General features: G+C 70.0%; 24 protein-coding genes and 1 tRNA gene. 9 read left to right on the top strand and 16 right to left on the bottom strand.

The features are described from left to right. Positions 1-123: 123 nt before the first annotated feature. Both L0U85_RS21390 and L0U85_RS14690 read left to right on the top strand, forming a co-directional pair. Positions 124-1,245: a DUF4253 domain-containing protein gene (locus tag L0U85_RS21390; protein WP_241378512.1), complete on the top strand. Its 1,122-nt coding sequence runs from the start codon at positions 124-126 to the stop codon at positions 1,243-1,245. 57 nt (positions 1,246-1,302) lie between these two features. Beyond that, positions 1,303-1,512 carry a hypothetical protein gene (locus tag L0U85_RS14690; RefSeq protein WP_241378511.1) on the top strand — a complete coding sequence of 70 codons (210 nt, stop codon included), beginning with the start codon at positions 1,303-1,305 and terminating at the stop codon, positions 1,510-1,512. Positions 1,513-1,586: 74 nt separating this feature from the next. Here the strand turns inward: L0U85_RS14690 and L0U85_RS14685 are convergent, their stop codons facing one another. The 7 genes from L0U85_RS14685 to L0U85_RS14655 form a co-directional block, all read right to left on the bottom strand. Next, positions 1,587-3,461 carry a beta-propeller domain-containing protein gene (locus L0U85_RS14685; protein WP_241378510.1) on the bottom strand — a complete coding sequence of 625 codons (1,875 nt, stop codon included), beginning with the start codon at positions 3,459-3,461 and terminating at the stop codon, positions 1,587-1,589. 42 nt (positions 3,462-3,503) lie between these two features. Continuing rightward, positions 3,504-4,346: a carbohydrate ABC transporter permease gene (locus L0U85_RS14680; RefSeq protein WP_241378509.1), complete on the bottom strand. Its 843-nt coding sequence runs from the start codon at positions 4,344-4,346 to the stop codon at positions 3,504-3,506. Beyond that, on the bottom strand, positions 4,343-5,335 hold the full coding sequence (locus tag L0U85_RS14675) for a sugar ABC transporter permease (protein WP_241378508.1): 993 nt from the start codon (positions 5,333-5,335) through the stop codon (positions 4,343-4,345). The genes L0U85_RS14680 and L0U85_RS14675 overlap by 4 nt, the downstream gene beginning before the upstream one ends. Next, on the bottom strand, positions 5,332-6,615 hold the full coding sequence (locus L0U85_RS14670; RefSeq protein ID WP_241378507.1) for an extracellular solute-binding protein: 1,284 nt from the start codon (positions 6,613-6,615) through the stop codon (positions 5,332-5,334). Before L0U85_RS14670 ends, L0U85_RS14675 begins: the two co-directional genes overlap by 4 nt. Positions 6,616-6,870: 255 nt before the next feature. Beyond that, a tRNA-Gly gene (locus L0U85_RS14665) sits at positions 6,871-6,944 on the bottom strand. A gap of 156 nt (positions 6,945-7,100) precedes the next feature. Beyond that, positions 7,101-7,919, bottom strand: coding sequence for a serine protease (locus L0U85_RS14660; protein WP_241378506.1), 819 nt, complete (start codon positions 7,917-7,919; stop codon positions 7,101-7,103). Positions 7,920-8,117: 198 nt separating this feature from the next. After that, positions 8,118-8,591: a GNAT family N-acetyltransferase gene (locus tag L0U85_RS14655; RefSeq protein WP_241378505.1), complete on the bottom strand. Its 474-nt coding sequence runs from the start codon at positions 8,589-8,591 to the stop codon at positions 8,118-8,120. 372 nt (positions 8,592-8,963) lie between these two features. On the opposite strand from L0U85_RS14655, the gene L0U85_RS14650 reads away from it, so the two are divergent. Beyond that, entirely contained in the window at positions 8,964-10,067 is a 1,104-nt protein-coding gene (locus L0U85_RS14650) for a PP2C family protein-serine/threonine phosphatase (protein ID WP_241378504.1), read from the top strand. Here L0U85_RS14650 and L0U85_RS14645 read toward each other — a convergent pair. Beyond that, positions 10,064-10,204 (bottom strand): hypothetical protein, encoded by a 141-nt coding sequence (locus tag L0U85_RS14645; RefSeq protein ID WP_241378503.1) that lies wholly within the window; start codon positions 10,202-10,204, stop codon positions 10,064-10,066. The genes L0U85_RS14650 and L0U85_RS14645 overlap by 4 nt on opposite strands. A gap of 303 nt (positions 10,205-10,507) precedes the next feature. Between L0U85_RS14645 and L0U85_RS14640 the strand changes: the two genes are divergently transcribed. Next, positions 10,508-12,346 (top strand): acyl-CoA dehydrogenase, encoded by a 1,839-nt coding sequence (locus L0U85_RS14640; RefSeq protein ID WP_241378502.1) that lies wholly within the window; start codon positions 10,508-10,510, stop codon positions 12,344-12,346. A 123-nt stretch (positions 12,347-12,469) separates the two neighbouring features. Here the strand turns inward: L0U85_RS14640 and L0U85_RS14635 are convergent, their stop codons facing one another. From L0U85_RS14635 to mqnB, 7 genes are all read right to left on the bottom strand, one after another. Then, positions 12,470-13,447, bottom strand: a complete 978-nt coding sequence (locus L0U85_RS14635; protein ID WP_241378521.1) for a hypothetical protein — start codon at positions 13,445-13,447, stop codon at positions 12,470-12,472. A 207-nt stretch (positions 13,448-13,654) separates the two neighbouring features. After that, a complete protein-coding gene (locus L0U85_RS14630) occupies positions 13,655-13,876 on the bottom strand; it encodes a hypothetical protein (RefSeq protein WP_241378501.1) in 222 nt (73 codons plus the stop codon). A gap of 10 nt (positions 13,877-13,886) precedes the next feature. Next, positions 13,887-14,357, bottom strand: coding sequence for a membrane protein insertion efficiency factor YidD (gene yidD / locus L0U85_RS14625; RefSeq protein WP_241378500.1), 471 nt, complete (start codon positions 14,355-14,357; stop codon positions 13,887-13,889). Positions 14,358-14,696: 339 nt separating this feature from the next. Continuing rightward, positions 14,697-15,536 carry an ATP-dependent sacrificial sulfur transferase LarE gene (larE, locus tag L0U85_RS14620; RefSeq protein WP_241378499.1) on the bottom strand — a complete coding sequence of 280 codons (840 nt, stop codon included), beginning with the start codon at positions 15,534-15,536 and terminating at the stop codon, positions 14,697-14,699. A gap of 44 nt (positions 15,537-15,580) precedes the next feature. Further along, a complete protein-coding gene (locus L0U85_RS21385) occupies positions 15,581-15,982 on the bottom strand; it encodes a cold shock domain-containing protein (protein WP_347177448.1) in 402 nt (133 codons plus the stop codon). Between the two features lie 74 nt (positions 15,983-16,056). Continuing rightward, positions 16,057-16,887, bottom strand: a complete 831-nt coding sequence (locus L0U85_RS14610; protein ID WP_347177449.1) for a 1,4-dihydroxy-6-naphthoate synthase — start codon at positions 16,885-16,887, stop codon at positions 16,057-16,059. A gap of 13 nt (positions 16,888-16,900) precedes the next feature. Next, positions 16,901-17,515: a futalosine hydrolase gene (gene mqnB, locus L0U85_RS14605; RefSeq protein ID WP_241378497.1), complete on the bottom strand. Its 615-nt coding sequence runs from the start codon at positions 17,513-17,515 to the stop codon at positions 16,901-16,903. Positions 17,516-17,597: 82 nt separating this feature from the next. Between mqnB and L0U85_RS14600 the strand changes: the two genes are divergently transcribed. Beyond that, positions 17,598-18,383 carry a DUF3027 domain-containing protein gene (locus L0U85_RS14600; protein ID WP_241378496.1) on the top strand — a complete coding sequence of 262 codons (786 nt, stop codon included), beginning with the start codon at positions 17,598-17,600 and terminating at the stop codon, positions 18,381-18,383. A gap of 10 nt (positions 18,384-18,393) precedes the next feature. Here L0U85_RS14600 and L0U85_RS14595 read toward each other — a convergent pair whose 3' ends face one another. Next, positions 18,394-18,741 carry a DUF2530 domain-containing protein gene (locus L0U85_RS14595; protein ID WP_241378495.1) on the bottom strand — a complete coding sequence of 116 codons (348 nt, stop codon included), beginning with the start codon at positions 18,739-18,741 and terminating at the stop codon, positions 18,394-18,396. A 169-nt stretch (positions 18,742-18,910) separates the two neighbouring features. On the opposite strand from L0U85_RS14595, the gene sepH reads away from it, so the two are divergent. The 4 genes from sepH to L0U85_RS14575 all read left to right on the top strand — a co-directional run bounded on the left by sepH (position 18,911) and on the right by L0U85_RS14575 (position 24,224). After that, on the top strand, positions 18,911-19,939 hold the full coding sequence (sepH, locus tag L0U85_RS14590; protein ID WP_241378494.1) for a septation protein SepH: 1,029 nt from the start codon (positions 18,911-18,913) through the stop codon (positions 19,937-19,939). A 118-nt stretch (positions 19,940-20,057) separates the two neighbouring features. Further along, positions 20,058-21,323 (top strand): MFS transporter, encoded by a 1,266-nt coding sequence (locus L0U85_RS14585; protein WP_241378493.1) that lies wholly within the window; start codon positions 20,058-20,060, stop codon positions 21,321-21,323. A 251-nt stretch (positions 21,324-21,574) separates the two neighbouring features. After that, on the top strand, positions 21,575-22,255 hold the full coding sequence (thpR, locus tag L0U85_RS14580; RefSeq protein ID WP_241378492.1) for an RNA 2',3'-cyclic phosphodiesterase: 681 nt from the start codon (positions 21,575-21,577) through the stop codon (positions 22,253-22,255). A 145-nt stretch (positions 22,256-22,400) separates the two neighbouring features. Next, on the top strand, positions 22,401-24,224 hold the full coding sequence (locus tag L0U85_RS14575; protein ID WP_241378491.1) for a PQQ-binding-like beta-propeller repeat protein: 1,824 nt from the start codon (positions 22,401-22,403) through the stop codon (positions 24,222-24,224). Positions 24,225-24,295 lie beyond the last annotated feature (71 nt).

The raw sequence follows: 24,295 nt of genomic DNA, 5'->3' as shown, positions 1-24,295 counted from the left end.
ATCGGCGGCTTCACACGGCTCCACTCCGGGGGTGCCCGTGGCGATTCCAACGCAGACAGGGCATCATGGAGAACTGTGGGACTCCTCCAGCGTCTGTTGGGGCGCCGGGACACGCCTGACTCAGTGCCCGATCCCGCCGCCCAACAGGAACCGACAGCCAAGCCCGAGACCGAGCCGGCGCCCGACGAACCGACAGCGGTCTCCTCGGGCGCCCTCGATGATGCCGCCCCCGAGACGCTCGGCACGGAATCTCAGGAGGAGGACAGCATCTCGCCCGTAACTGCCGGCGGGCCGAGTCTCAGGCTCGTGCCCGTGCCCGACCCCGATCCCGAGTTCGAGCCCGAACCGGAACCCGGCGACGAGCCCGCCTCGAGCGCCGAGCCCGAACCGGAGCCCGAGACCGGTCCCGCCGACATCTTCGTGCCCGAGCGCCCCAAGCGGGAACTGCTCACATTGGACAAACCCGAGCCGCCGCAGCGCCCGGCCCCCACCGGCCGCGACGAGATGATGCCCCGCGAGGAGGACACCGACGCGCTCGACATCGCCGGCTCCCCCCGTGCCGCGCTCCGCGCCGCCGGACTCGCCGTCCCCAAGATGCACCAGCTCGTCCGCCGCCGGGACACCACCATGTGGGCTTTCGGCGTCCGCTCCTCAGAGGCCCTCCACTGGTGGCTGGAGATCCGCCAAGCCGCCGAGGGCACCGGCTGGATGCCCGTCCTGCTCGGCGCGCCCGAGGAGTGGCGCGACTCCGGCGAGGCGATCGTCCACGAAGGCGACGACGAGCTCGGCCGCGCCGCCGACATCGACGCCGCAGCGCTCCTGCACGACAAGGCCGCCGAGGCCGGCGAGCCGGCCCGCGGCGTCCCGATCCTGCCCCGCCGCGGCGACACCGACTTCGCCACTCCACAGCGCGACGGCCTGCTCGGCCTCGTCGAGACCGACGCCGGCTGGAAGATCCCCGCGATGTTCCCCTGGAAGGGCTCGACGAACTGGGAGCTGTACGGCGCCGAGCACGCCGCGATCCTCAAGCGCTGGCACCACCGCTTCGAGGCCGAGATCGTGGCGATGACCTACGACGTGCTGGAGCTGTACGTCCCGCACCCGCCGGGCGCCGAGGAGGCGCTCGGAGTCGCGGGTGAGGCCTACGCCTACTGCCCGGACCTGCTCGACTCCGGCGTGCCCACGCTTGAGGACCTCGCCGAGCACATGATCAGGTCCCGCGCTTGGTATTTCAGGTGGGCTTAGGCTTCCTCGTCGCTTCCATGCGGGGAGCCAGGCCGTCGAGCATCGCGCGTTGAGGCCTTGGCGCATGACGTCGTGCCCGACGATGCTCCACGCGTCCTCGTCGGTCACGGTGCGCAGCCCGGGGTACCGGTCCGAGGAGACGGACGGTTTCGGCCCGGGCCTGCTCGGCTGCGGATCGAAGTGGCCGCGGCGCTGATCTGGCCGGTGATCTTCACGCTTGTCTTCCTGCCGCTGGCCGTGCGCCGTTTCCGCAACCTCGGACGTTGAGAGCCTTAAGGAAACAGGAGAAGACGGGGCCGCGCCGTCACCCGAACAAACGGCGCGGCTCCCTCCTTCTTCCCCTACCAGGCGATCCATTCGGCGGTGCCGTATCCGCCGCCGATATCGTTCGCCTGGAGTCCTGAGTCGGAGAGCGTCCACAGCTGGTCGCCGATGATCAGGCTACGAACGATCGCGTTGCCGTAGTGGTCCTCGCCGTCGTTGTGCCGCTGCCGGTGGGAGATCCAGGCGCGTTCGGTGACGGTGTCGTCGGCGATCTCCAGCACCACTGCGCCCGTGTTCGCGTAGTCCTCCCAGTCCCATACCGGAAGGACGACGACGCCCTCGGGCTCCCAATACAGGAATCCGTGCGGGTCCCATTCGGCCGCCGAGTTCGCACCGGGGCGCTCGTACTGGTCGAGCACGCTCGCCTCTTCGGCGGAGACGTCGAACAGGCTCACCTGGAGTCCGGTCGTCATGCCCTGCTCGGTGGCCTCCTGGCCGACGCCGAGGAGCCGGCCGTCGCCGACGGGGTGCAGGTAGGCGGAGTAGCCGGTGATCTTGAGTTCCCCGGTGACCTCCGGGTTCGCCGGGTCGGACAAGTCCAGTGTGTACAGCGGGTCGGTCTGGCGGAAGGTGACCACGTAGCCGGTGTCGCCGATGAACCGGACCGCGTAGATCCGCTCGTCGACTCCCAGGTCGCCGATGGAGGCGACCTCGGTCAGCGAGTCGTCGCCGATTTCGAGGACGGTCACGGTCGAGCTCGACGGCTCCGGCTCCGCGCTCGAAGAGGAGTCGCCTTCGGGGAATCCCCACCAGTTGTCGCCGTGTTCGGTGGTGGCTACGCGCAGGTGGGCGTCGTGCTCGCTCAGCGAGTACTGGTTGAGCAGCGTCCCCGGCACGGCCGCCTCGCCTGCAAGGCGCGGCTTCCCGCCTTCGAATACGAAGCGGTAGAGCTCGGTCTCGACCTCGGTGTTCCGCTCGTCCCAGCGGTAGTCGCTGTGCGCGAGGTAGAGGCTGTCGGCGGTGCCGTGGACGGTTCCGCCGTCGGCCATCACCGTCACGGGGTCCACATCAGACCATTCGCCGTCAGCGGGCAGCGCAGCGACCGAGACCGTCGAGCCGCCCTCGAAGCGCTCGGGGTGGGCGAGGGAACCGCACTCCGAGGCGAACACGTCGCCGTTGACGCTGTAGTCCGGCAGCCAGTCCTCGATCGTCGTGGAGCGCACCGCTTCGCGCAGGTCTGCGGTGTCGCCGCCGGAGTAGAACTCCTCCCACAGCGGCTGGACGCGCGGCGACGAGCTCACAGCGAGCCGGATCTGGTCGTCCACCAGACGCGCGTCCAGCATCGACCCCTCGAGGGCGAACGCGTCGAGCACCTCGAGGGTCTCGGGGTCGAGCCGTTCGAGGGTGAACTCGGAGTGGTAGTCCCCTCCTACCGCGCGGTCCCGCGTGTACAGGACGAGCAGCTCGTCGTCGCCGAGGAACAGCCGGTGGTTCCACGTCTCCCACCCGTAGTCGTGCTCGGCGACGACTTCGGCGGTCCGGGAGTCCACCACTCGCAGGACTGCGTCGGCGACGCTGTAGATGAACCGGCCATCGGTCTTGACCAGGTCGGGCTCGTCGACCCCGGCGACCGCGTTGTTGGTCTCGGAGTGGGTCTCGCCCGAGGCGCCGTCCTCGGCGGAGGCGGCCGATTCGCCGGCGGCGGCCGCGTCGTCCCCCTCCTCGGTGAACCCCATCGGTCCGCGCGCGGTTTGCGTACGGCGCATCTCGGTGAGCGTGCCCAGTACGGACTCGTGGATGCCCTCCAGGGCGTCCTCGCAGTTGTCGTACGACGCCAACTGGGCCGAGGCCGGAATCCAAGGTATCGGCTCGACGTCGGCGTCGGGCCCGGAGGTGCATGCACCGGCGGCCAGGACGACGGCGGCGCCGAGAGGCGCGAGCGGGTGTCTCATGTACTCTCCGACGCCTTCGGTGCGCATTCGGTTCCCACCTCCCTAGCCTTTAGTGCCGCCCGAGGTCAGACCGCTGATGAGGTGGCGCTCGGCGAAGGCGTAGAAGATCAGCGCCGGCAGCATGGCGAGCATGACGAACGCCAGGACCTTCGCCGTGTCCGAGGCGTACTGCCCCTGGAACTGGGTGACGCCCAGCGGCAGTGTCCACCACGTCGGCCTGCTCAGCACCACCAGCGGCAGCAGATAGGAGTTCCACGAGCCCACCAGCGCCAGGACAGACACCGTCGCCAGCACCGGGCGGGCCATCGGCAGCAGGATCTTGACGAAGAACAGCCACGGGCCCGCGCCGTCGATGACGGCGGCCTCCTCGACTTCGCCGGGAATGGCGCGGAAGAAGCTGCGCAGGATGATGATCGTCAGCGGCAGCCCGAAGGCCGCCTGCGGCAGAATCACCCCCAGCGGGCTGTTGAGCAGCTCGAACGTCCGCAGGATGATGAACAGCGGCAGCACCGCCACCGCGAACGGGAACATCATGCCCGCCGCGAACAGCGTGAACAGCGCCTCGCGGCCCCTGAAGGCGAAACGGGCGAACACGAACGCGACCATGGCCGCGCAGCCCACGACGATGACCGTCGTCGCGAGCGCGATGAACACCGAGTTGAACACCTGGCGCCAGAACGAGTCCGAGGTGAGCACGTCGGTGTAGTGCTCGGCGTTCCACGGGCTCGGCAGCCCGAGGGCGTTCTCCCGCAGCTGCTGGTTGTCCTTGAACCCGCCCAGGAGCGCGAACAGGATCGGCGTTGCCACGAACGCCGCGGTGACGAACGCGGCGATGTAGAGACCGGTGTTGCGCAGGAGCTTCCCGCGCGGCGTCCGCACGTTCATGAGCGACCCCCTCCGGCAGTGGTCAGCGAGCCCTGGAGGTCGCGTTTGAGGACGTAGCGCTGGTAGAACAGGGCGAAGACCAGGCTGATGACGAACATGGCGATCGACAGCGCCGAGGCGTAGCCGATCTGGTTGCGCCCGAAGCCCTGGTCGTACATGGTGATCGCGAGAGTCTCGGAGGCGTGGAACGGGCCGCCGCCGGTGAGGACGAACACCAGGTCGAACAGCTGGACGGTGCCGATGACGGACAGGAAGATCGTGATGCGCACGGTCGGGCCCATCAGCGGCAGCGTGATGTTGCGGAACATCTGCGCGCCGCCGGCGCCGTCGATGGCGGCGGCCTCGTAGAGCTCCTCGGGGATGTTCTGGCGCCCCGCCAGGTACAGGATCATGTGGAAGCCGAAGAACTTCCAGGTGAGGATCCCGAAGATGACGAACAGGACGATGCTGCGATCGGAGAGCCACCCGACCTGGGTCTCGACGCCGATGCTCTGGAGCATCGAGTCGGCGAAGCCGCGCCTGGGCGAGAAGATCAAGCCGAACAGGACGGCCGTGACGGCCTCGGTGAGCACGTAGGGCACGAAGAACAGCAGCCGGAACACCGTGCGCCCGGGGAAGCGCTGGTGCAGGAGCATCGCCAGGCCGAACGCGATCGGCAGTTGGATGCCGATCGACATGGCGACGAGGAGCGTCAGGCGCCACATGTCGCCCATGAACACGTCGTCCCCGAGCAGGTTCCGGAAGTTATCGAACCCGATGAAGTCGGTGGGCGGGCCGCCGAGGCCGTTCCAGCGGAAGAACGCCACGTACGCGGCGAACGCCACCGGCAAGAGGACGAAGAGCAGGAACAGCAGCAGGCCGGGGGCGATGAACGCGGTGAGGGTCCCCGCGCCGGGGCGCCCGACCGGCCGACGGCGCGGGGACGCCCCGCGGCGGCCTTCCGGGCGTCCCTCGCCGGGGGGAGCCGCGGACGGCTCCTTGACGGTCACGCCTCGGCCGCCCAGGCGTCATCGACCATGGCGACGAACTCCTCGGCGGTCAGCTGGCCGAGCACGAGGCCCTCGGAGGCCTCGTTGATGGTGCTTCCGATCGCCGGCGGGTACGCCTGGTCGAGATAGAGCTGTGTGCCGGTGGCGGCGGCCATGGCCTCGGTGACGAGCTGTATGTGCTGGTCGGGGTCGGTCACGACGGCGTCGGGGTCGGCCGCGACGGTCGAGAAGTTGCCGTCGGCGACCGCCTTGGCCTGGTTCTCCTCTTCGAGCAGGTAGCACATGAAGTCGACGACCTCGTCGGGCGCTTCGGAGCCGGCCGCGAAGCCGCCCCCGCCGCCGAGGAACTCCGCGGTGGCGCCGGCGCCGCCGGTGACCTCGGGGAACGGGAAGAACCCGAGCGCGCCGCCGGGGCCGTCGGTGCCGGAGGCCTGCCGCTGGACCTCGGGTCCCCACTGGCCCATGAGTTCCATGGCGGCGATGCCCTCGCCCATGTGGGCGGCCTGGCCGTCGACCGCGCCGTAGCCGGCCGATTCGAAGCCGGGCTGGAAGGGCTCCATGGCGGCCAGGTCGGCGAGCATCTGACCTGCCTGGACGAAGCCGTCGCCGGAGAAGTCGCCGGCTTCGGCGGCCTCGGCGAGGCCGTCCAGGCCGACGGTGCGCATCACCAGGTACGTCCAGTAGTAGTGGACGGGCCACTGGTCGGCCGCGCCGAGCGCGATCGGGGTGATGCCGGCGTCCTTGAGGGCGGCGACCGCGTCGAGGAACTCGTCCCACGTGGCAGGGGGCGCCTCGACGCCGGCCTCGGCGAACAGGTCCATGTTGTACCAGAACCCGACCACGCCCTGGTCGAACGGGACGGCGTAGAGGCGGTCGTCGATCGTATAGGCCTCAAGGCTGATGGGGTTGACCTTGTCGAGGCAGTCGACGTCGTCGGTGATGTCGCGGACCAGGCCCGCCTCGACCTGCTCGGCGAGAACGCCCCCGCCCCAGGTGTTGTAGAGGTCGGGGAGCTCGCCCGCCTGCGCGGAGGTGCCCATGCGCTCCTTGAACGCCTCGACCTCGACCGCCTGGACGTCGGTGGTGAGGCCGGAGCCCTCGGCCCAGTCCTCGGCCATCGACTCCCAGGTGGACTTCATCGGGTCCTCGTTCTGGATGTGCCACCAGACCAGGTCGGCGTCGCTTTCGCCGCTGTCGCCGCAGCCGGCGGCCGCCAGGGCAAGTGCCGCCGCGGCGCCCGCGGCGGCGAGCGCCCGGGGCCGGCTCAGGGGTTGTCGCATCGGAATCGTCCTTTCGAGGGATGGGCGTTGACTGTGCCGACGACATGTCCCGAGCGGAGCGAGGGTAAGGTACGCCGAAACTTCCGGAACAAATATCGGTAATTTTCGATGTGCTCATACTACCCATGGCACGGCCGTATGTGAAGAGGGTCGCCAATCCGTGACACTTGGGACGTCGAGGACGGCCGCGGCGAGGGCCGGCCGGGGATGGAAACGACGAACGCCCCCGGCGCTGTGCCGGAGGCGTTTCGGTACTGGAGCGGGTGACGGGAATCGAACCCGCTTCTCAACCTTGGGAAGGTCGCATTCTACCAGTGAACTACACCCGCGAGCTCCGTCGAGCGGAGCCGTGACGAGTATACAAGTCGCCGCCGGAGGCGCACCGGTGCCCTGATGCGGGCAAAGAGATCGGGGCCGGACACATGCCCGGCCCCGCCTTGCCTCACGGGCCGTCCGGAGCTCCTGCCCGGTCCCGGAAGGCACTCCTACCAGGTGTCGAGCACTGCGTTGATGTCGTCGATGAGAGCGCCGACGTTCGCGTACACGCCCGGCCTGCCAGCTTCGGCGCAGCCGTAGCCCCAGCTGACGACGCCGACCTGGACGGCCCGGCTTCCCTGGACCGAGATGAGCGGTCCGCCCGAGTCGCCCTGACACGAGTCCACGCCGCCGTTGGCCAGGTCGCCCGCGCAGATCATCGAGACGGCCTCGAACTCCGAGCCGTAGGCGCCGGCGCAGTCGGCGTCGGAGATGTGCGGGACCTCGACGAAGCGCAGCTCGTCGGAGCCCCAGCCGTTCTCCGTGACGCCCCAGCCGGCGACCTCGAAGACGCCCCAGTCCGCCCGGTCCTCGGTGGTGAGCTCGATCGTCTCGGCGCCGGGGACGGGCTGCGCGAGCTTGACCAGTGCCCAGTCGTTGGCGAAGGTCCAGTCGTTGTATCGGTCGGCGGTGTGGACGTCGGCGACCTGGTACACGTCGGTCGCGTCGATGTCGACCGAGCCGTGGCGGATCACGAAGTCCGGGGGTGCGGGTTCGACGGTGCAGTGGGCGGCGGTGAGGACGACGTCGTCGGCCACAAGGGAGCCGCCGCAGAAGTTGTACGAGAGGTCGGAGGCGTCGGCCAGGGCCACCATCCACGGATACTGGCCTTCGGCGGCGGGCTGGCCGTTGATGATCTGCATCTGGAAGTCGCCGTCGGAAGAGGTCTCTTCGGCCCAGGCGCCGGTCGAGGTCATCGCCAGCGCCGCGGCACCGAGGCCGGCGACGCCGACCGCGAATCGGGTGAGGTACTTCTTGCTGTTGCTCACGCGCACAGTCCTTTCGAGGTGGGGGGATCGAAAGTGGCGGCCGCTTCGACCGTCGTGCAGGAGCTTACGGTAATACATCCCTTAGCAGAAGATATCGGACGCAATGGCTTTTTCAGTGAATACCACGGAAGTAACGCATCTAGTGCATTCGCCATTAGACAGTTTAAAATGGATGAATTGCGGAACGGTCTTTCGGAGTCAGCGTTCTTCGCTGCGCAGTTCCCTGCCGAGGTGGAGCGAGCCGTCGGTTTCGGCGTATTCGCCGAACGGGCTGACGGGCTTGTAGCCGAGCGACTCGTACATGGCGATCGCCTCGGGCTGGCGCGGGCCGGTCTCCAGCACGAGGCGTTTGCGCCCGGCCTCGGCGGCGGAGGTCTCGACTGCGGCGACGAGCAGTCTGGCCAGGCCCTGGCGTCGTGCGGCCTCGCGCACGTAGAGGCGCTTCATCTCGGCGTCGCCTTCCCCGCGGGTGCGCCAGCCGCCGCATCCGACCGGCCGGCCTGATGCGTCGTAGGCGACGATGAAGTCGCCGCCGGGTGGATCGAAGTCGTCGGGCGCGAGGAAGGTGGTGTCGCCGTCGCCGTAGCGGCGGACGTACTCGGCTTGGACTTCGGCGCAGAGTTCTTGGGCGACAGGGCCGGTGAAGGGGGATCTCTCAAGGGTGAACTGCACGTCCCAAGACTGGCACAGCGCACTTCGGCTCGGCAATGGATTTGGCGGCGCCCGGGGCGGCGTCGACTGCGGGAGGCTTCCTGTATCAGCCGAACAGTCGATTATCAATCGTCCTTTTCGTCGTTTATCACGGTCCGAATGCCCAGATATCCCGGCGATCGGCGCGGCGGCCTCCTCCACGGCGGGAGGCTGCTCGAGGACCATTACGATCTTCACATCGGCGACCGTCGAATTCAGGTGCGGCGATCCCGAAGAGTCAGGGCGGTCAGGAGGCCAATTCCGTGCTTTCCCCATGGGCGGGTGCCCATGGGTTCTTGCGTGAAAGCCTCTGGCGTTCCGCGGACGTCCGGTAGGAAGGAGGCATTCGCCGAGATGCGCACTCCGCTGAAACGGGGGCACGGTATGGGACGCGCCGACCAGTGGACCGGCTGGTCCTCGCCATCGGCGCGCTCGGTGTTCATCGTCGCCTTCGTCACCATCGTGATCCTCGTGGCCTTCCAGACGGCCGTGCGCGACCAGGCGGACGCCGTTCCGTGGATGGCGCTGCCGCCGTTGGTCGCCTCGGTGTTCCTGACATGGCGCTGGGTAGTCGGCGTCGGCGGTGCGAGCCTGGTCGGGTCCTTCGTGTACCTGTGGATCCTGCACGGATTCGACGCCTCCAGCGCCCTCGGGCAGACCATGGACTTTCTGGTGGTGTGCGCGGCGATCGTCATCTCGGTGGCGGTCGCGGTCGTGCGCGAGCGCGACGACGACCGGCTGCGGCGGTTGACGCAGCTGGCGTCGGTGGTGCAGCAGGCGATCCTGCGGCCGATCGACAGCCGCTTGGGGCCGTTCGACATCGCGGCGCGCTACGTCTCGGCCCGGTCGGGCGCCGAGATCGGCGGCGACCTGTACGAGGCCCTCGACACCGAGTTCGGCGTGCGGATCATCATCGGCGACGTTCGGGGCAAGGGCCTGGACGCGGTGCGGCTGTCTTCGACGGTGCTCGGTTCGTACCGGCACGTCGCGTTCGAGCGGAGCGACCAGCGGTGCATGGTGAACGATCTCGACCACGCGGTGGCGCGCAACGCCGACGAGGAGGACTTCGTGACCGCGATCCTCATGCAGGAGCGCGGCGGGACGCTGGAGATCGTCAACTGCGGGCATCCGCCGCCGATGCTGGTGCGCGGCGGCGTGGCCTCGTACCTGGAGCCCGAGTCGATGGCGCCGCCGCTGGGCCTGGGCCCGTCGGCGCGGGAGCTGACGGTGCGGCTCCAGCCGGGCGACCGGATCTTCCTGTACACCGACGGCTTGGCGGAGGCGAGGAACGACGGCGAGTTCTTCCCTATCCGCGACCGGGCGTGGTCCTTGATCGGCCACGGGAACGTCGGCGACGGCCTGGCCTCGCTGGAGACCGCGCTGCGCCGCTGGGTGGGCGGCCCCTTGACCGACGACATCGCGCTGCTCCTGCTCGATTACCGGCCGGAGGCCGACTAGAGGCATGGGCGGCCGGAGGCCGCCTGAGATTCGGCGATCCGGAAGACGCGGGCGAGCCTCGGTCTGGTGCGGCGGTGGCGGCCGACGTAGGCGGGCCGGGTTCTCGAAGCGATGCGATCGGCGACGGTTCGGATCATGGCGGGAGGCTCCTTGCGGATCGTGCGGTGTTGGCCTTCTCGGGCACGCCGGGGCCCGGGACGGGTGCTCTCGGTTGCCGGATCGGACGTGCGGTGGAGTCGGCGGTCGGGCGTCGCACAGACAGTCTGTCGACTAGTTCAACGAAGCACCGTCCTGCTGGTTACGGCGCCGCAAGGAAAATTACACACCTGGTGCGACACTCCGGGTAATCGCTGGTCGTCGGGCGGATCGTGCGGAATACTTGAGGTACTTACCGACGAGTAATATGATGAGGGTTACCACCGAGTAATGGAGGACCCGCAATGACGCACTTCCGCCACAATCTTCGCGATCTCGAGTTCAACCTCTTCGAGGTCTTCGGAGTCGACAAGATCCTGGACCACGACGCCTTCGGCGACCTCGACGTCGCCACCTCGCGCGAGATCCTCACCGAACTCGCGCGCCTGTCGGAGGAGGAGCTCGCCTCCAGCTACGTCGAAGGCGACCGCAACCCGCCCGTCTACGACGCCGCGAAGCACTCCGTGGCGCTGCCCGAGGCCTTCAAGAAGTCCTTCCGCAGCTTCATGGACTCCGAGTACTGGCGCCTCGACCTGCCCGAGACGCTCGGCGGGACCTCCTCGCCGCGCATGCTCTGGTGGGCGATGGCCGAGCTCGTGCTCGGCGCCAACCCGGCACTGTGGATGTACGCGGCCGGGCCCTCCTTCGCGCACAGCCTGTTCATCGAGGGCACCGACGAGCAGAAGGAGTGGGCGAAGCTCTTCATCGAGAAGCAGTGGGGCGCCACCATGGTGCTCACCGAGCCCGACGCGGGCTCGGACGTCGGCGCCGGGCGCGCCAAGGCCTACAAGCAGCCCGACGGCTCCTGGCACATCGAGGGCGTCAAGCGGTTCATCACCTCGGGCGACCAGGACATGACCGACAACATCATCCACTACGTCCTGGCCCGCCCCGTCGGCGAAGAGGGCGTCGGGGGGCCCGGCACCAAGGGGCTGAGCCTGTTCGTCGTCCCGAAGTACCTGTTCGACCCTGCCACCGGTGAACTCGGGGAGCGCAACGGCGTCCTCGCCACGAACATCGAGCACAAGATGGGCCTGAAGGTGTCGGCCACCGCCGAGCTCACCTTCGGCGAGAAGGCCCCCGCCAAGGGCTGGCTCATGGGCGAGAAGCACGAGGGCATCCGACAGATGTTCCTCATCATCGAGTACGCCCGGATGATGGTGGGCACCAAGGCCATCGCCACGCTCTCCACCGGCTATCTGAACGCGCTCGACTACGCCAAGAGCCGCGTCCAGGGCGCCGACCTGCTCCAGTCCGCCGACAAGACCGCGCCGCGCGTGCCGATCATCCAGCACCCGGACGTGCGCCGCTCGCTCCTGCTCCAGAAGAGCTACGCCGAGGGCCTGCGCGCCCTGGTCACCTACACCGGGTCCTGGCAGGACAAGGAGCGCCTGGCCACGCTCGACGGCGACGAGGAGGCCGCCGAGACCGCCAAGCGCGTCAACGACCTGCTGCTGCCGCTGGTCAAGGGCTGCGGCTCCGAGCGGGCGTACGAGCTGCTCGCCTCCGAGTCCCTCCAGACGTTCGGCGGCTCGGGCTACCTCCAGGACTACCCGCTGGAGCAGTACCTGCGGGACGCGAAGATCGACACGCTCTACGAGGGCACCACCGCCATCCAGAGCCTCGACTTCCTCTTCCGCAAGATCGTCAAGGACAACGGCGAGGCGCTCATGGCCGTCGCCTCCGAGATCATGCAGTCCATCGAGGACGGGCACGAGGACCTGGCCGAGGCCCGCTCCCGCGTCCTGCGCGCGCTCGGCGACGTCCAGGGCATCATCGAGGCATTCCAGCCGGCCCTCATGGGCCCCGCGGAGGGGCAGCCGCGGGAGCTGTACAAGACCGGGCTGCACTCGCGGCGCCTGCTGCTGGCGGTCGGCGACCTCATGGTCGCGTGGCTGCTGCTGCGCCAGGCCGAGATCGCGCAGGCCAAGCTCGACGGGGGCGCCGACGACGACTTCTACCGGGGCAAGGTCGCCGCGGCGAAGTTCTTCTCCCGCGAGGTCCTGCCGCGACTGACCGCCGACCGCAAGATCGTCGAGGCGGCGGACCTGACCGCGATGGACCTCCCCGACGAGGCCTTCTAGGACACGTTCGGGCCCCACCGGCCCGGTGGCGACCTCGGTCGCCGCCGGGCCGAAATGCTTCGACAGCAATACGCCGGACCCGGACTCCAGCGCCGCGACGCTCGTCGCGGCGCTGACGGGTTTCTAGGCCGACTCGCCCTCGAACTTCGTGGCCAGCAGCGCGTCCAAGGCCTGCTGCCGCGCGTCGGTGCCCGACTCGGGGACGCTGGCGATGCCGAGGAAGGCGTTGACGCCGTCGACGTCGACGACCAGGATCGCGATGTCCTCGTACGCGTCCGAGGTGCTGTCGATCGATTCCCATGAGGCGCGCGCCTCGGCGAGGACAGCGGGGCGGCCGTCGACCTCGGTCTCGGTGAACTCGATGTCGGAGACGCTCAGGTCTTCGGCGCCGCCGAACGCGCCCGTGTCCTCGTCGGTCCACGACGATATCGCCGCCTCGGCGCTGCCGACCATGTCCGACGGGTCGTAGGCGACGTCGGGCGAGCTGAACAGGCCGACGCTGAAGAACGAGATCCATTCGTCCGTGTGCTGGATCGAGTAGACCTCCGCGTCCTGCTGTAGGTCGGTGGCCGTGCCCGGTCCGCCCGCGTAGACCCACGGATCGCCCGGCAGCGGCGTCAGCGCCCCGAGCGACGAAACCGTCAGGTGCTCGCCGTCCGGCGCGGGGGCGTCCCCGCCCTCGTCGTCTTCGGAGGGCGCCTGCTCGGTGGTGTCCTCGTTCGACTCGGCGGTGGTGTCGTCACCGGCGGTCGTGGTGGCGTCCTGGTCGTCGCCGAGCAGGAGGTACCCGGCGACGCCGCCGCCGATCATGAGGATGAGGACGACGACGATGAGGATCGCGGTTCCACCGCCGCCCTTTGCGGGCTGCGGGACCGGCGGTGGGCCGTACTGCCCGAACTGGTCGGGGTAGCCCGGCTGCGGCGCATAACCCGGCTGAGGCGGGTAGCCGGGCTGTGGGGGGTAGCCCGACTGGCTCGTGTCCGGCTGCGCGTACTGGGGCGGCTGCACGCCGTACTCGGGGCCCGCCTGCCCCGGCGCGTAACCGCCGGGAGGCGGCTGCTGGTAAGGGTCGCCCGGCTGGCCCTGCGGGGGGTATGTCATACGCGAATCGTATCCGGGTTTTGCCCCGGGCACCGAAGCCGGGACCGCCCCGGATCACGACTCCATGCGACAAACCGGGACGGACGCGAACGTCCGCCCCGGTTCCAGGGATCACGAAGTTCCCCTCAGTATTCCCGGTCTGTCAAGGGTCTCGGCGTCAACCGACGAAGACCGCGATCGCCTGCAATGCGGTGCAGGCGCGGCGCGCTAGTGCCGCTCGTCCTCGAGGATGCGCGGCGGCGCCGGCTCGTCGTGCTCGTAGTGAATGTCCTTCACCGGCAGTGGGAAGCCCGTGTTGCCGAACGGCGCCGTGGCGCCGATGTGCCCGGAGGTGAATTCGCCGATCTCCAGGTGGCCCGGCTTCACCGGGCGGCTGCGGGTCTGGACGTCCTTCTGGCCCGGACTCTCGGCCGGCTTCGCATCAGTCATGGCGTGGATTTTAGCGGTCCGCCTCGCGGTTCGGCCATGCTCTCGGGACCGGATCTTGCGTGCCCGGCGTCACTCCGGGCCGGCAGCGGAGCACCCGCGCGGCGGCGAGCCGCCCGCCCGTCCACAGCCCGTACCGCGCAACGGCGCGGTAGCCGTACCCCGAGCAGGACGGCACGTACCTGCACCGCACCGAGACCCGCGGCGCGAGCAGACGCCGGTAGGCGGCGATGGCGCGCAGCCCGATCAGGCGCGGCAGCCGCCGATGGCTCGTGCTCGCCCGCATCAGCCGCTCTGGCCCCAGGCGCGCGAACCCGAGGGCGCCCGCGAGCGCCGCCGCCCACGGTCCGGGGTCGGAGGTGCCGCCGCAGGAGTTCGAACAGGCATTGCACGGCCCACCCGGATTGCAGGCGGCTTCGAGCGGGACGCCGCATCCGCTGGAGCATCCCGGCTCGTACGCGTTCGAGCAGCCCGACAGTTCCACAGGACTGTTCTACACGGACTCCGAGACCGGTCGGGAGCGACGCGGCCGCCACAGGTCGGGAGGGGGCGGTCCGGATCAGAGTAGCGACTGTCAATTAGGGATGTTTCGTCCCTCGAACAGGTGAACAGGTTCACACTGACCGTTATGCCGCGAACACGGTAGTGTCAGGGAATTGACAGGAACGCTTCAGGGCAGGCTCAGGCTGATGTCGGACGGTGAAGTCCTCGGGGAATGAGGGGTTCCCGAGGGGTTATGGACCCGGTGAGGCGGTCGCTTCGGACTCATCCTCCACTGACGATCACCGCTGGCCCGTCTCACCGGGTGCTTATCGACTCCAGTTCACCGGTACCGCTCGGGGTTCGGCAGCAGCTCGTTCATCGCGCCCGACCGGAACCCATGCTCGTCGAGCCGGACTCGAGCGAAGCCCTCCACCGCCGCGAGCACCTCGCCGTGCGCGGCCACCTCCTCCAGCAGCTCGGAGTCGACCTCGACCTTCGCGGTGTCGCCGCCCAGATCCCGGACCCGCAGGTTCCGCACCGGAATGCCCGCCGCCTCGAGCGCGCTGCGCAGCGCCGCCTCGGCGGCCGCCACTCGGTCGAGGCCCTCGGCGGTCACCTCGACGCCGTAGGCGATGCGGCTCGACAGGCACGCCGCGGCCGGCTTGTCCCAGGTCGGCAGGCCCCATTCCCTGGAGACGGCGCGGATCTGGTCCTTGGTGAGACCGGCGTCGGCCAGCGGTGTGATCGCCCCGGCCGCGGAGGCCGCGCGGATGCCGGGCCGGAATCCGGCGACGACGTCGTCGGCGTTGGTGCCGGTGGCTACGGCCGCGATGCCGAGCCGTTCGGCGAGCGGGCCGAGGACGCTCATGAGCTCGGTCTTGCAGAAGAAGCAGCGGTCGCCGGCGTTCTGCCGGTAGCCCTGGCGGGACAGCTCATCGGTGGCGGGGGCGTGATGGGCGACGCCGAGGCCGGCCGCGAAGCCGCGGGCGAGGTCGAGTTCGCTCGACGGCAGGGACGGCGAGACGGCGGTGGCCGCCTCGACGTGTTCGGGGCCGAGCGTGCGGACTGCGGCGGCCAGCAGGAACGCGGAGTCGGCGCCGCCGGAGAAGGCGACCAGCAGCGACCGAAGCGTGGAAAGCCGGTCGAGCAGCGCGTTCAAACGATCAGCTTGGGAGGTCACGCGATGAAGCCTACTGCGGGAGGCGCCGCTCGCCGGTTCGCAAGCTAACCCAGATCGTCGGCGACGGCGCGGAGCATCTCGGCGATCTTCGCGCCGGTCTTGCGGTCGGGGCGCTTACCGCGCGACAGCGGCGGCATGACCTGCTGTTCGAGGACGCCGATCATGTCCTGCAGGAGGCTGTTGAGCTCCTCGGGGGAGCGCTTGGGCTTCTCGGCGACGGCCGCAGCGGGGCCCGCCTGCGGGGTGGCGACCAGGTGGACGCCCATCGCCTGCACGCCCCGGCGGGTGTCGATGATGCTGTACTCGACCTTCTGGCCCTTGGCGAGCTCCTCGACGCCCTCGGGCAGCGCGTCACGGTGGACGAACACGTCCTTCCCGCCGTCGTCGCGGGAGACGAAGCCGAATCCCTTTTCGGCGTCGAACCACTTCACTCGGCCACTGGGCACCGTTCAACCTCGAAATTCTCGTCTGGGTTGTACTGACAGGTCCGTCAAGCCTAGCGTGGCCGCGGCCGGAGGAATCAGCTGTCCGGGTGTCCGTCCCATGGGGGCGCGATCCGGGTTTCGGGGACGAGGCCCAGCGCCGCCGCGCCGCCGAGCAGTCGCTCCACCGCGGCGCGGCCCTCCTCGCCCAGATCCCGCGAGAACTCGTTGACGTACAGCTCGATGTGCTTGCGGCACACCTCGGGCGACATCTCTTGGGCGTGTTCGGCGATGTAGTCGCGGCTGTCCTCGGGGTGCGTCCACGCATGGTCGAGTGAGGCCCGGATGGTCTCGGTGATCGCCTCGCCGTCCAAGTGCGACTTGGCGACGATCGCGCCAAGCGGGATCGGGAGACCGACGCTCCCCTCCCACCACTCGCCGAGGTCCACCAGGCGCTCCAGGCCGTACTCGCGGTAGGTGAAGCGCGCCTCGTGGATGACCAGCCCGGCGTCGAACCGTCCGGAGCGGACGGCCGGCATGATCTGGTCGAAAGGCACGACCTCGATCCGGACGTCCCTGCCGCCGAGCGAGTCCATCCACAGGTTGAACAGCAGGAACGCCGTGGACCGGTCCGACGGCACGGCGATCGTCGCGCCGTTGAGGCCGGACCGCCCGGCCGTGAGCACGAGCGGCCCGCAGCCGCGCCCGAGCGCGCCGCCGGCCGGAAGCAGCCGCCATTGGTCGCCGAGGTACGGCAGCGCCGCATAGGAGACCTTCGCGACATCGAAATCGCCGCGCGCGCAAGCGGTGTTGGTGATGTCGATGTCGGCGAACGTGAGCTCCACCTCGGGTGCGGCGTCGAGCAGCCCGGCCGTCCACGCGTGGTGGATGAAGGTGTCGTTCGGGCACGGGGAGTGCGCCAGGCGGATCGCGGTCACCGGCTCACAGCTCCCGGATCGCGCCGGTCAGCGACTTGAGCGCCCCCGACCAATCCCATTTCGCGACGTCGCGGTCGCCGACGTAGTTGGAGACCGCGCGGATCTCGGCGAACGGCAGCCCGGCCTGCTGGGCGGCGGTCGCCACCCCGAAGCCCTCCATGGCCTCGCCGACGGCCTCGGGGTGGCGACCGGCGAGATTCTCGGCCAGAGCGGCCGAACCGGTGATGGACGCGAGCGTCAGGATCTCGCCCCGCACGCCCTCCATGGCGACGGTCAGCACGGTGTTGCAGCCGATCCGGTTGGTGCCGAAGCCGATCTCGTCGATCGGCTGGAACCGCCGCGGGAGCGCCACACCGAGCTCGGCGGCGACCGAGTCGGTGCCGATGAGCACGTCGCCGACCTCCGCGCGACCCTTGAAGGCCCCGCAGATGCCGGCGTTGACGACCACGTCGTAGGCGCGCCCCATCGTGCCGTTCTCGGCGAGGGCGCGGGCGGTGGCCGCCGCCGCGGCGGCGGGTCCGACGCCGCTCACTAGGACGTCCAGCTCGTGGCGGAGCGACCGGCCGGCCTCGATGGCCTCCGCCTCCTCGCTCACCGCGCACACGACGAGTATTCGCATGGCATCAAACGTACCGGGTAGCGCATCGCACTTGGAGCACCGTCCGGTGAGGTCCCGCCGACGTTGCCCTATCCTTGGAGACGTGCCTGAGAGCTCAACCGCCACCGCAGCAGCCAAGTCCCGGACCCGCAAGCCGCGCCTCGACAAGATCTGCGCTGACGCCGTAGAGCTCGCCCGCGACGCCGCCGAGGAGGCCGGTGACGGCGTCGGCGAGTACCTGAGCGTGGAAGCCGAGGCCGACCGGGTCGTCACCCACTACTTCGACTGCACGCTGGCCGGCTACCGCGGCTGGCGCTGGGCCGTCGTGGTCAGCCGCGCCCCGCGCGCCAAGGTCGCCACCGTCTCGGAGACCGCGCTGCTGCCCGGTCCCGAAGCACTGCGCCCGCCGACGTGGGTGCCGTGGTCCGACCGGCTGGAGGCCGGCGAGGTCGGCACCGGCGAGGTCCTGCCCACCGCCGAGGACGACGACCGCCTCATGCCCGCGTACATCTACTCCGAGGACGACGCCGTCGAGGACATCACCCTCGAACTGGGCGTCGGCCGCGAGCGGGTCCTCAACCGCGACGGGCGCGCCGAGGCCGCGCAGCGCTGGTACGACGGCGACCGCGGCCCGAACGCGCCGATCAGCGAGGCCGCCCCCGCCCCCGCGCGGTGCGGGACCTGCGGCTTCTACATGCCGTTGGCCGGGGCCATGCGGGTCGCGTTCGGCGCCTGCGCGAACGTGTTCTCCTCCGAGGACGGCCGGGTCGTCTCGGCCGATCACGGCTGCGGCGCCCACTCGCAGATCAGCGAGTACGTCGACACCACCCCGCAGGGCGTGGCCCAATCCGAGACCATCTACGACGACGAGGGCTCCGAAGAGCTCTGAGCGGCTCGCGCTACGACGACGAGGGCTCCGACGAATCCCGTGGGTCCCGTCCGCGGCGCGAGAAGTGACGGCGGTCCATGACCGCCATGACGGCCGTGCCGAGGATCCCGAGGACGACGCCGCTGAACGCGCAGGCGATCCACCATTCTCGCCCGGAATCGGCCAGTTCGTCGCGGAACAATTGGGCCGACACGAGCGCGATCGTCCACAGCAGAGTCCCACCCGCGGCGATCGGCGTCATGCGCAGCTGAACCGCGTCGGGCGCCGGAAGCTCTGGCGAGCGCTTGACCCGCTTGAACGCATCACGCGACGCCGACGACGGGACAGGCGAAGATGGAGAGGTTCCGTCGGTCGACACGTCCGCCAATGTACTCTGCGACAGACTCCGCGACAATCCGTAATGCCGACCCGAGCTGGCGAAGTCGTGAATATCGTCCCCCGGTGGTTGTGGTTCGCCGGTAGGGTTGGGCGTACGCTCGGATGAGCTGGCAATGCGGCGCTGACGAAGAACACCAGGGGTGAAAGGCATGAGGCCGGTACGGTTCGTAGCCCTCTCAGAGGACGGTCACGCCTTGGTGCTCGCGGACGAGCTGGGGCGCCTGCTGGCGCTGCCGCTCGACGAGCGGGTCTCGGCGGCCGTCGACGTGCCCGACGGCGGCGACTCGCTGAAGGCCAAGGGCGAGAGCCCGTCCGCCGCGAAGCAGTCCGGTGCAGGCCAGCGCAGCGCCCCGCCGCGGGGCGCCACTCACCTCAACCTGTCGCCGCGCGACATCCAGACCCGCATCCGCTCCGGTGAGAGCGCCGAGGACATCGCGGCCTCGGCGCAGGTCGCCGTCGACCGGGTGCTTCGCTACGCCGGTCCGGTGCTGCAGGAGCGGGCGATGCTCGCGCAGGCGGCCCGCCGGGCGCGGCTGGCCACTTCGGAGCGCGGCGATCGTATGTCCAATGTGGTTGACATGAAGTTGGGCGCGCACGGGGTCGACCCGGAGGCCGTCTCGTGGGACGCCTGGCGTACCGAGGACGGTTCGTGGATGGTGCACGCCTCGTGGTCGTCGGGCAAGACGACGGCGCGGGCTCGTTGGAAGCTCGACCGGGCCCGGCAGGCCGTGACGCCCGATGACGAGATGGCGCAGTTCCTGTCGACCCCGGCTCCGAAGCAGGTGCCGGATCCGATGGACATGCCCTCGGATCTGGGCATCAGGCCCGGTGAGCCGGCGCGGCCCTCGCGGGACCCGATGCACGGGCTGAGCGAGGAGGACCGGGACGGCCCGGACCCGCTGCGGCGCGACCGTCTGCGGGAGGTGCTCGAGCGCCCGCTCGACGAGCCGTCGGGCCGGCAGAAGCAGCACGCGGCGCAGCTGGGCCTGCCGGGGACGACGGTGTCGGAGCAGCGCGAGACGCCGGAGGTGCCGTCGCTGGCGGTGCTGCGTCCGGGCAAGCGCTCGTCGGCCGAGGACGACCTGCAGTCGCCCCCGCTGGCCGCGGCCGGTTCGAAGCCGCGCAACCAGCTCCCGGGTTGGGACGACGTGCTCTTCGGCGGAGCCGGGAAGAAGTAGTCCGCAGATCGCGGCCGGGCCGGCCCTGCGGGGTCGGCCGTTTCGTCTGCTCGCGAGGGAGAAGTTCGTCATAATCGCCGGCTAGCCGGCCGGTAAGTGGCTAGCATGGATCACTGCCATGTCCCCAGTCATCGCTCGCCAGCTGCACCAGACGTTCCGTGCTCTCACCTACCCGGCCTACCGGGTCTTCGCCACCGGGCAGCTGGCCGGCACCCTCGGTTTCTGGCTCCAGACCACCGCGATCAGCTGGCTCGTCCTCGAACTCACCGGCGACTCCGGCTCCGCCCTCGGCCTGTCCCTCGCCATCCAGTTCGGCCCGTACCTGCTCTTCAGTCTCCAGGGCGGCAAGATCGCCGACGCCGTCGACAAGCGCCTCATCCTCCTGCTCTGCTCCATCGCCAGCGCCGCCGTCTCCGGCGCGCTCGCCGTCACCGCCCTGTCCGGCCTCGTCGAGGTCTGGATGGTCTACCTCGCGGTGTTCGTCTTCGGTTCGGTCTCGGTGGTCGAGGGCCCGGCCCGCCAGGCGTTCTACTCCGAGATCGTCGACCCCGAGGCGCTTCCCAACGCCATCTCCCTCGGCTCGGCCATCTTCAACACCAGCCGCATCGCGGGCCCGGCGGTCGCCGGGCTGCTCATCGCCGCGACCTCCACCGGCACCGTCCTGGCGATCAACGCGACCGCGTTCCTCGGCCCGGCCGCGGCGTGCACGATCCTGCTGCGCCGCCGCCTGTCGAACCCGGTCCAGCGCTCGGCCGGCACCAGCGGCGGCATACGCGAGGCCCTGCGCTTCGTGGCCGGCCGCCCCGACCTGCTCGGCGTCCTGGTCGTCACGCTGTTCGTCGGCGGCTTCGCCTTCAACTTCCCGGTGACGCTGTCGATGCTGGCCAAGACCGAGTTCGCGACCGGCGCGGACACCTTCGGGCTCCTGCTCACCTCCCTCGCCGTCGGCGCGCTCGTCGGCGCACTGGTCTCCGGGCGCCGCAGCGACCGCCCTGGCGTCTACACCGTGCTCGGCGCAGGGCTCGCCCTGGGCGTCCTCACCGCCGCCACCGGCTTCGGCCCCACCTTCGCCTCGGCCATGGTCCTGCTCGTGCCGACCGGCTTCGCCATGGTCTACTTCGCGCAGGCCGCGAACCAGCGCGTCCAGATGGGTGTGCGCGGCGACTTCCGCGGCAGGGTCTTGTCCCTGTACCTGCTGGTGTTCCTCGGTTCGACCGCCGTGTTCGCGCCGATCGTCGGCTGGGTGTGCGAGGTCGCGGGGGCCCGCGCGGGCCTGTGGCTCGGCGGCGGGGTGTCCGTCGTCGCCGTCGCCTTCGCGTATGCCGCCAGGCACGTCCGCCTGCGCCGTCGGCTCGAAGCGCTCCCGGGCAAGGCCATGCCGTAGGGACCTCCCAGTGGCCGTCCTCGCGGGTCCCACGCAAATCGCCGCGAACCGCCCGCCACGCGCGACTATTTCCGACCCACCTGTTACTTCCCTGAAATTACCGTCTCGTCTGGTGGGATTTCACTGAATTAACAGTCGGCGGTGCTGCGAGGATTAATCACATCGCGACAAACCCTGCCGCGTCGGCTCGACAAACCCATCGATACCGCCGCGCGTCAAGTACCCCCGAGCGAGCCCCTGGAGGGAATCCAGTGAGTGCCACAGTCGCCGCCGCAGTCGCCGAGACCGAGACGCGGACGCAGCGCCTCTTCACCGCGCTGCCGCTCCCGGACAACGCCGTGTCCGACCTCGCCGAAGTGGTATCCGACCTCAACATCGCCCGCCGGGCCAGCGCCTCGAACGGCCGAGGCTCGCGCCCCAGCGCCGCGAACCGCCGCCCCGCCCAGTCGAACCGCCTCGTGCGCTCCGAGAACTGGCACCTGACGCTCGCCTACCTCGGCGAAGTCCCGGTCGACCGGCTCGCCGACGCCTCCGAGATCCTCGCCGCCGCTTGCGCGGCGAGTGATCCGCTGCGGTTGTGCGTCTCCGGCGGCGGACGCTTCGGCCGGGGCCGGTACTCGGTCGTCTACGCCGGTCTCGACGGCGACGTCGCGCCGCTTGTGGAGCTCGTCCACCGCATCCGCGCCGGACTCGCGGCCGCCGACCTGCCGGTCGACCAGAAGCAGTACCGCCCGCACGTCACCCTAGCGCGCCCCGGCGACCGCGTCACCAACCAGCAGGCCGCCCAGGACCTGCTGACCCTGCGCCGCTACTACGGCCCCTCGTGGATCGCGCGCCAGGTCGTGCTGTACAAATCGGACTTCGCGAGCAAACCCGCCGGCGACCAGCCGAACTACACGCCTGTGTCGACGGTGCCTCTCGGACCGGCATAGGGGCGGAAAACCGCTGGCCGAATAGCCGAAAGGCGGTCTTCGGCGCCCCTGGTCCGGGTAGAAAGAGTGCATGTCCGCGAGCACCTCTTCCCCCGGCCGGCACCGCGCCGATCCGCGATCCGACAGGCCTCCGATGAGGCGCCCGGTGGCCCGCGTCCTCCTGCGCACGGCCGGACAGGCCTCGCTCATCGCCTGGGCCGCGCTGCTGGTGTGGGCCTCCTTCGGCACCGAGGCCAGCACCGGGTCATCGGGGCTCTACATGATCATCGGGACCGTCGCCTCGGTCCTGCTCGTGGCCGTCGTCCTCACCTCCACCGCCGCCCGCTCGGGTCCGCGCGTCATCATCGCCGCGCTGGTGACCGTCGTCTTCGCCGCCGCCGCGGGGTGGACGCTCTACTCGGCGATGCCGGAGGCGGGACCGACCGCGTTCATCACCCACCGCGCCGGCGTCGCGGCGCTGTCCTACGTCTTCGGCGTCATCGGCGGCGGGCTCCTCGCGATCTCCGAGTTCGTCGTCGAGGGCTACTCGGCAGGTCGGGTCGCCGTCCCCAAAGACCTGCGGCGAAAGATCGCCGCGCTCAGCACCGCCATCGTCTTCATGGCCGCCGCCGCGATGGCGCCCGCGATGCAGCGGTGGGCCGAGCTGGCGAACCAGGACGTGCGCGTCGGCGACGTCCAGGGCGCCGGTGCCGGACCCGCGTTCGACGAACTCACCGAACTGGCCGGCGTCGAGCGGTTCGTCGAGACCCCGTACGGGATGCTCCGCGTCGACCACCCGGCCGAGCCGACCCCGCAGGCGGTCACGCTCCTCGACCCGGCCACCGGCGCCGCCGCCTGGTACCACCGCCGCTGGAACTGGCGTTCCTCGCAGGCCCCGGTCCTGTCCCATGCCCAGGATCTCGTCGGGCTCTCCGGTCCCAGAGCCGACAACCCCGACGACTACCAGACGCGGATCCTGCGCACGCGGACCGGCGAGGAGGTCGCGACCGTCCGCTTCGGCGGCGCTCCGGGCCTGCTCATGGCCATGTCGGATGACCGGTTGCTGTACGTCGGCGACCGCGGCGAGGTCTTCACCGCCTACGACTTCTCGGGCGCGAGACTGTGGGGGACGACCATGCCGAACGGCTGCAAGGGGGCGGCCGCCCAGATGACCGGCGCCCGCCTGGTCATGCTCGCCGACTGCGTCCCGGCGCCGGACCGGGCGGTAGCCCGCGACTACGTCCTCGCGTTCGACCTCGACGACGGCGCCCTGGTCTGGCAGCGCGAGGTCGACCGTCGCGCCCGGGTGGCCCCGGAGAGTTTCCTGGTCACCGAGGACGCCGTCGTCATCGACAGCCGCACCGAGGTGCGCGTCTCCGACGGCCCCTACTCGGCCCGGCGCTTCGAGCACAAGCTCCTCGCCTTCGACACCGCCGACGGGGAGCTGCTGTGGCGCAAACGGGACCAGGTGTTCGGCTCCACGCACACCTCGGCGTGCGGCGGGACGCTGTACCTGTCGAACCCGACCGCGCACGTCGAGGCCCTCGGGGAGGCCGGGAGCTCACCGGCGAAGCCCAGCGTCGGTGACGGCGGCCGGCGCACGGTCCAGCTCGTCGAGTGCTACGCGGCGACCCACCGGCAGGGCTCGTGGCTCGGCGTCATGACCTACGACCTGCACACCGGTGAGCAGCTCTACCACAAGGCCATCAAGCTCGGCTACACGCCGCTGGAAGCGGAGGTCGCGCGAGGCTGGGCTACGGTCCTGCCGGACAACCGGGCGCTGCTGACCTCGGACTTCTCGCTCGACCCGACCATCCCGGACTGCCGGCTCTACGAGATCGAGGACGGCGAGGCCGAGCGCCTGGACGTGGCCGAGGAGGGCCTGCCCGAGGCGTGGTGCCACGACGCGCAGTTGACGGCGGTCGCGGGCGGCGTTGCGATCAGCTACGTGAACGACGACGGAACTCGAGGCATCGCACTGGTCTCCTAAGGATGAACGTGTCCGGTGCCACGAAAACGATCAACTTGTGTGATCGAATACCGTTACTCCACGCACGGGTC

This window comes from Glycomyces sp. L485 (genome assembly GCF_022548875.1).
Classification (GTDB): Bacteria; Actinomycetota; Actinomycetes; order Mycobacteriales; family Micromonosporaceae; genus Glycomyces.
Note: the sequence above shows the minus strand (reverse complement) of the source record. Positions and strands in the feature narration are given on the sequence as shown.

Excerpts from the sequence above, each read along its gene's own strand:
- L0U85_RS14680 (WP_241378509.1), bottom strand. The coding sequence starts at position 4,346 with ATGAACGTGCGGACGCCGCGCGGGAAGCTCCTGCGCAACACCGGTCTC.
- L0U85_RS14635 (WP_241378521.1), bottom strand. The coding sequence starts at position 13,447 with ATGACATACCCCCCGCAGGGCCAGCCGGGCGACCCTTACCAGCAGCCG.
- L0U85_RS14585 (WP_241378493.1), top strand. The coding sequence starts at position 20,058 with ATGTCCCCAGTCATCGCTCGCCAGCTGCACCAGACGTTCCGTGCTCTC.
- L0U85_RS14640 (WP_241378502.1), top strand. The coding sequence starts at position 10,508 with ATGACGCACTTCCGCCACAATCTTCGCGATCTCGAGTTCAACCTCTTC.
- L0U85_RS14685 (WP_241378510.1), bottom strand. The coding sequence starts at position 3,461 with ATGAGACACCCGCTCGCGCCTCTCGGCGCCGCCGTCGTCCTGGCCGCC.
- mqnB (WP_241378497.1), bottom strand. The coding sequence starts at position 17,515 with ATGCGAATACTCGTCGTGTGCGCGGTGAGCGAGGAGGCGGAGGCCATC.
- L0U85_RS14645 (WP_241378503.1), bottom strand. The coding sequence starts at position 10,204 with ATGATCCGAACCGTCGCCGATCGCATCGCTTCGAGAACCCGGCCCGCC.
- L0U85_RS14630 (WP_241378501.1), bottom strand. The coding sequence starts at position 13,876 with ATGACTGATGCGAAGCCGGCCGAGAGTCCGGGCCAGAAGGACGTCCAG.
- L0U85_RS14650 (WP_241378504.1), top strand. The coding sequence starts at position 8,964 with ATGCGCACTCCGCTGAAACGGGGGCACGGTATGGGACGCGCCGACCAG.
- L0U85_RS14670 (WP_241378507.1), bottom strand. The coding sequence starts at position 6,615 with ATGCGACAACCCCTGAGCCGGCCCCGGGCGCTCGCCGCCGCGGGCGCC.
- sepH (WP_241378494.1), top strand. The coding sequence starts at position 18,911 with ATGAGGCCGGTACGGTTCGTAGCCCTCTCAGAGGACGGTCACGCCTTG.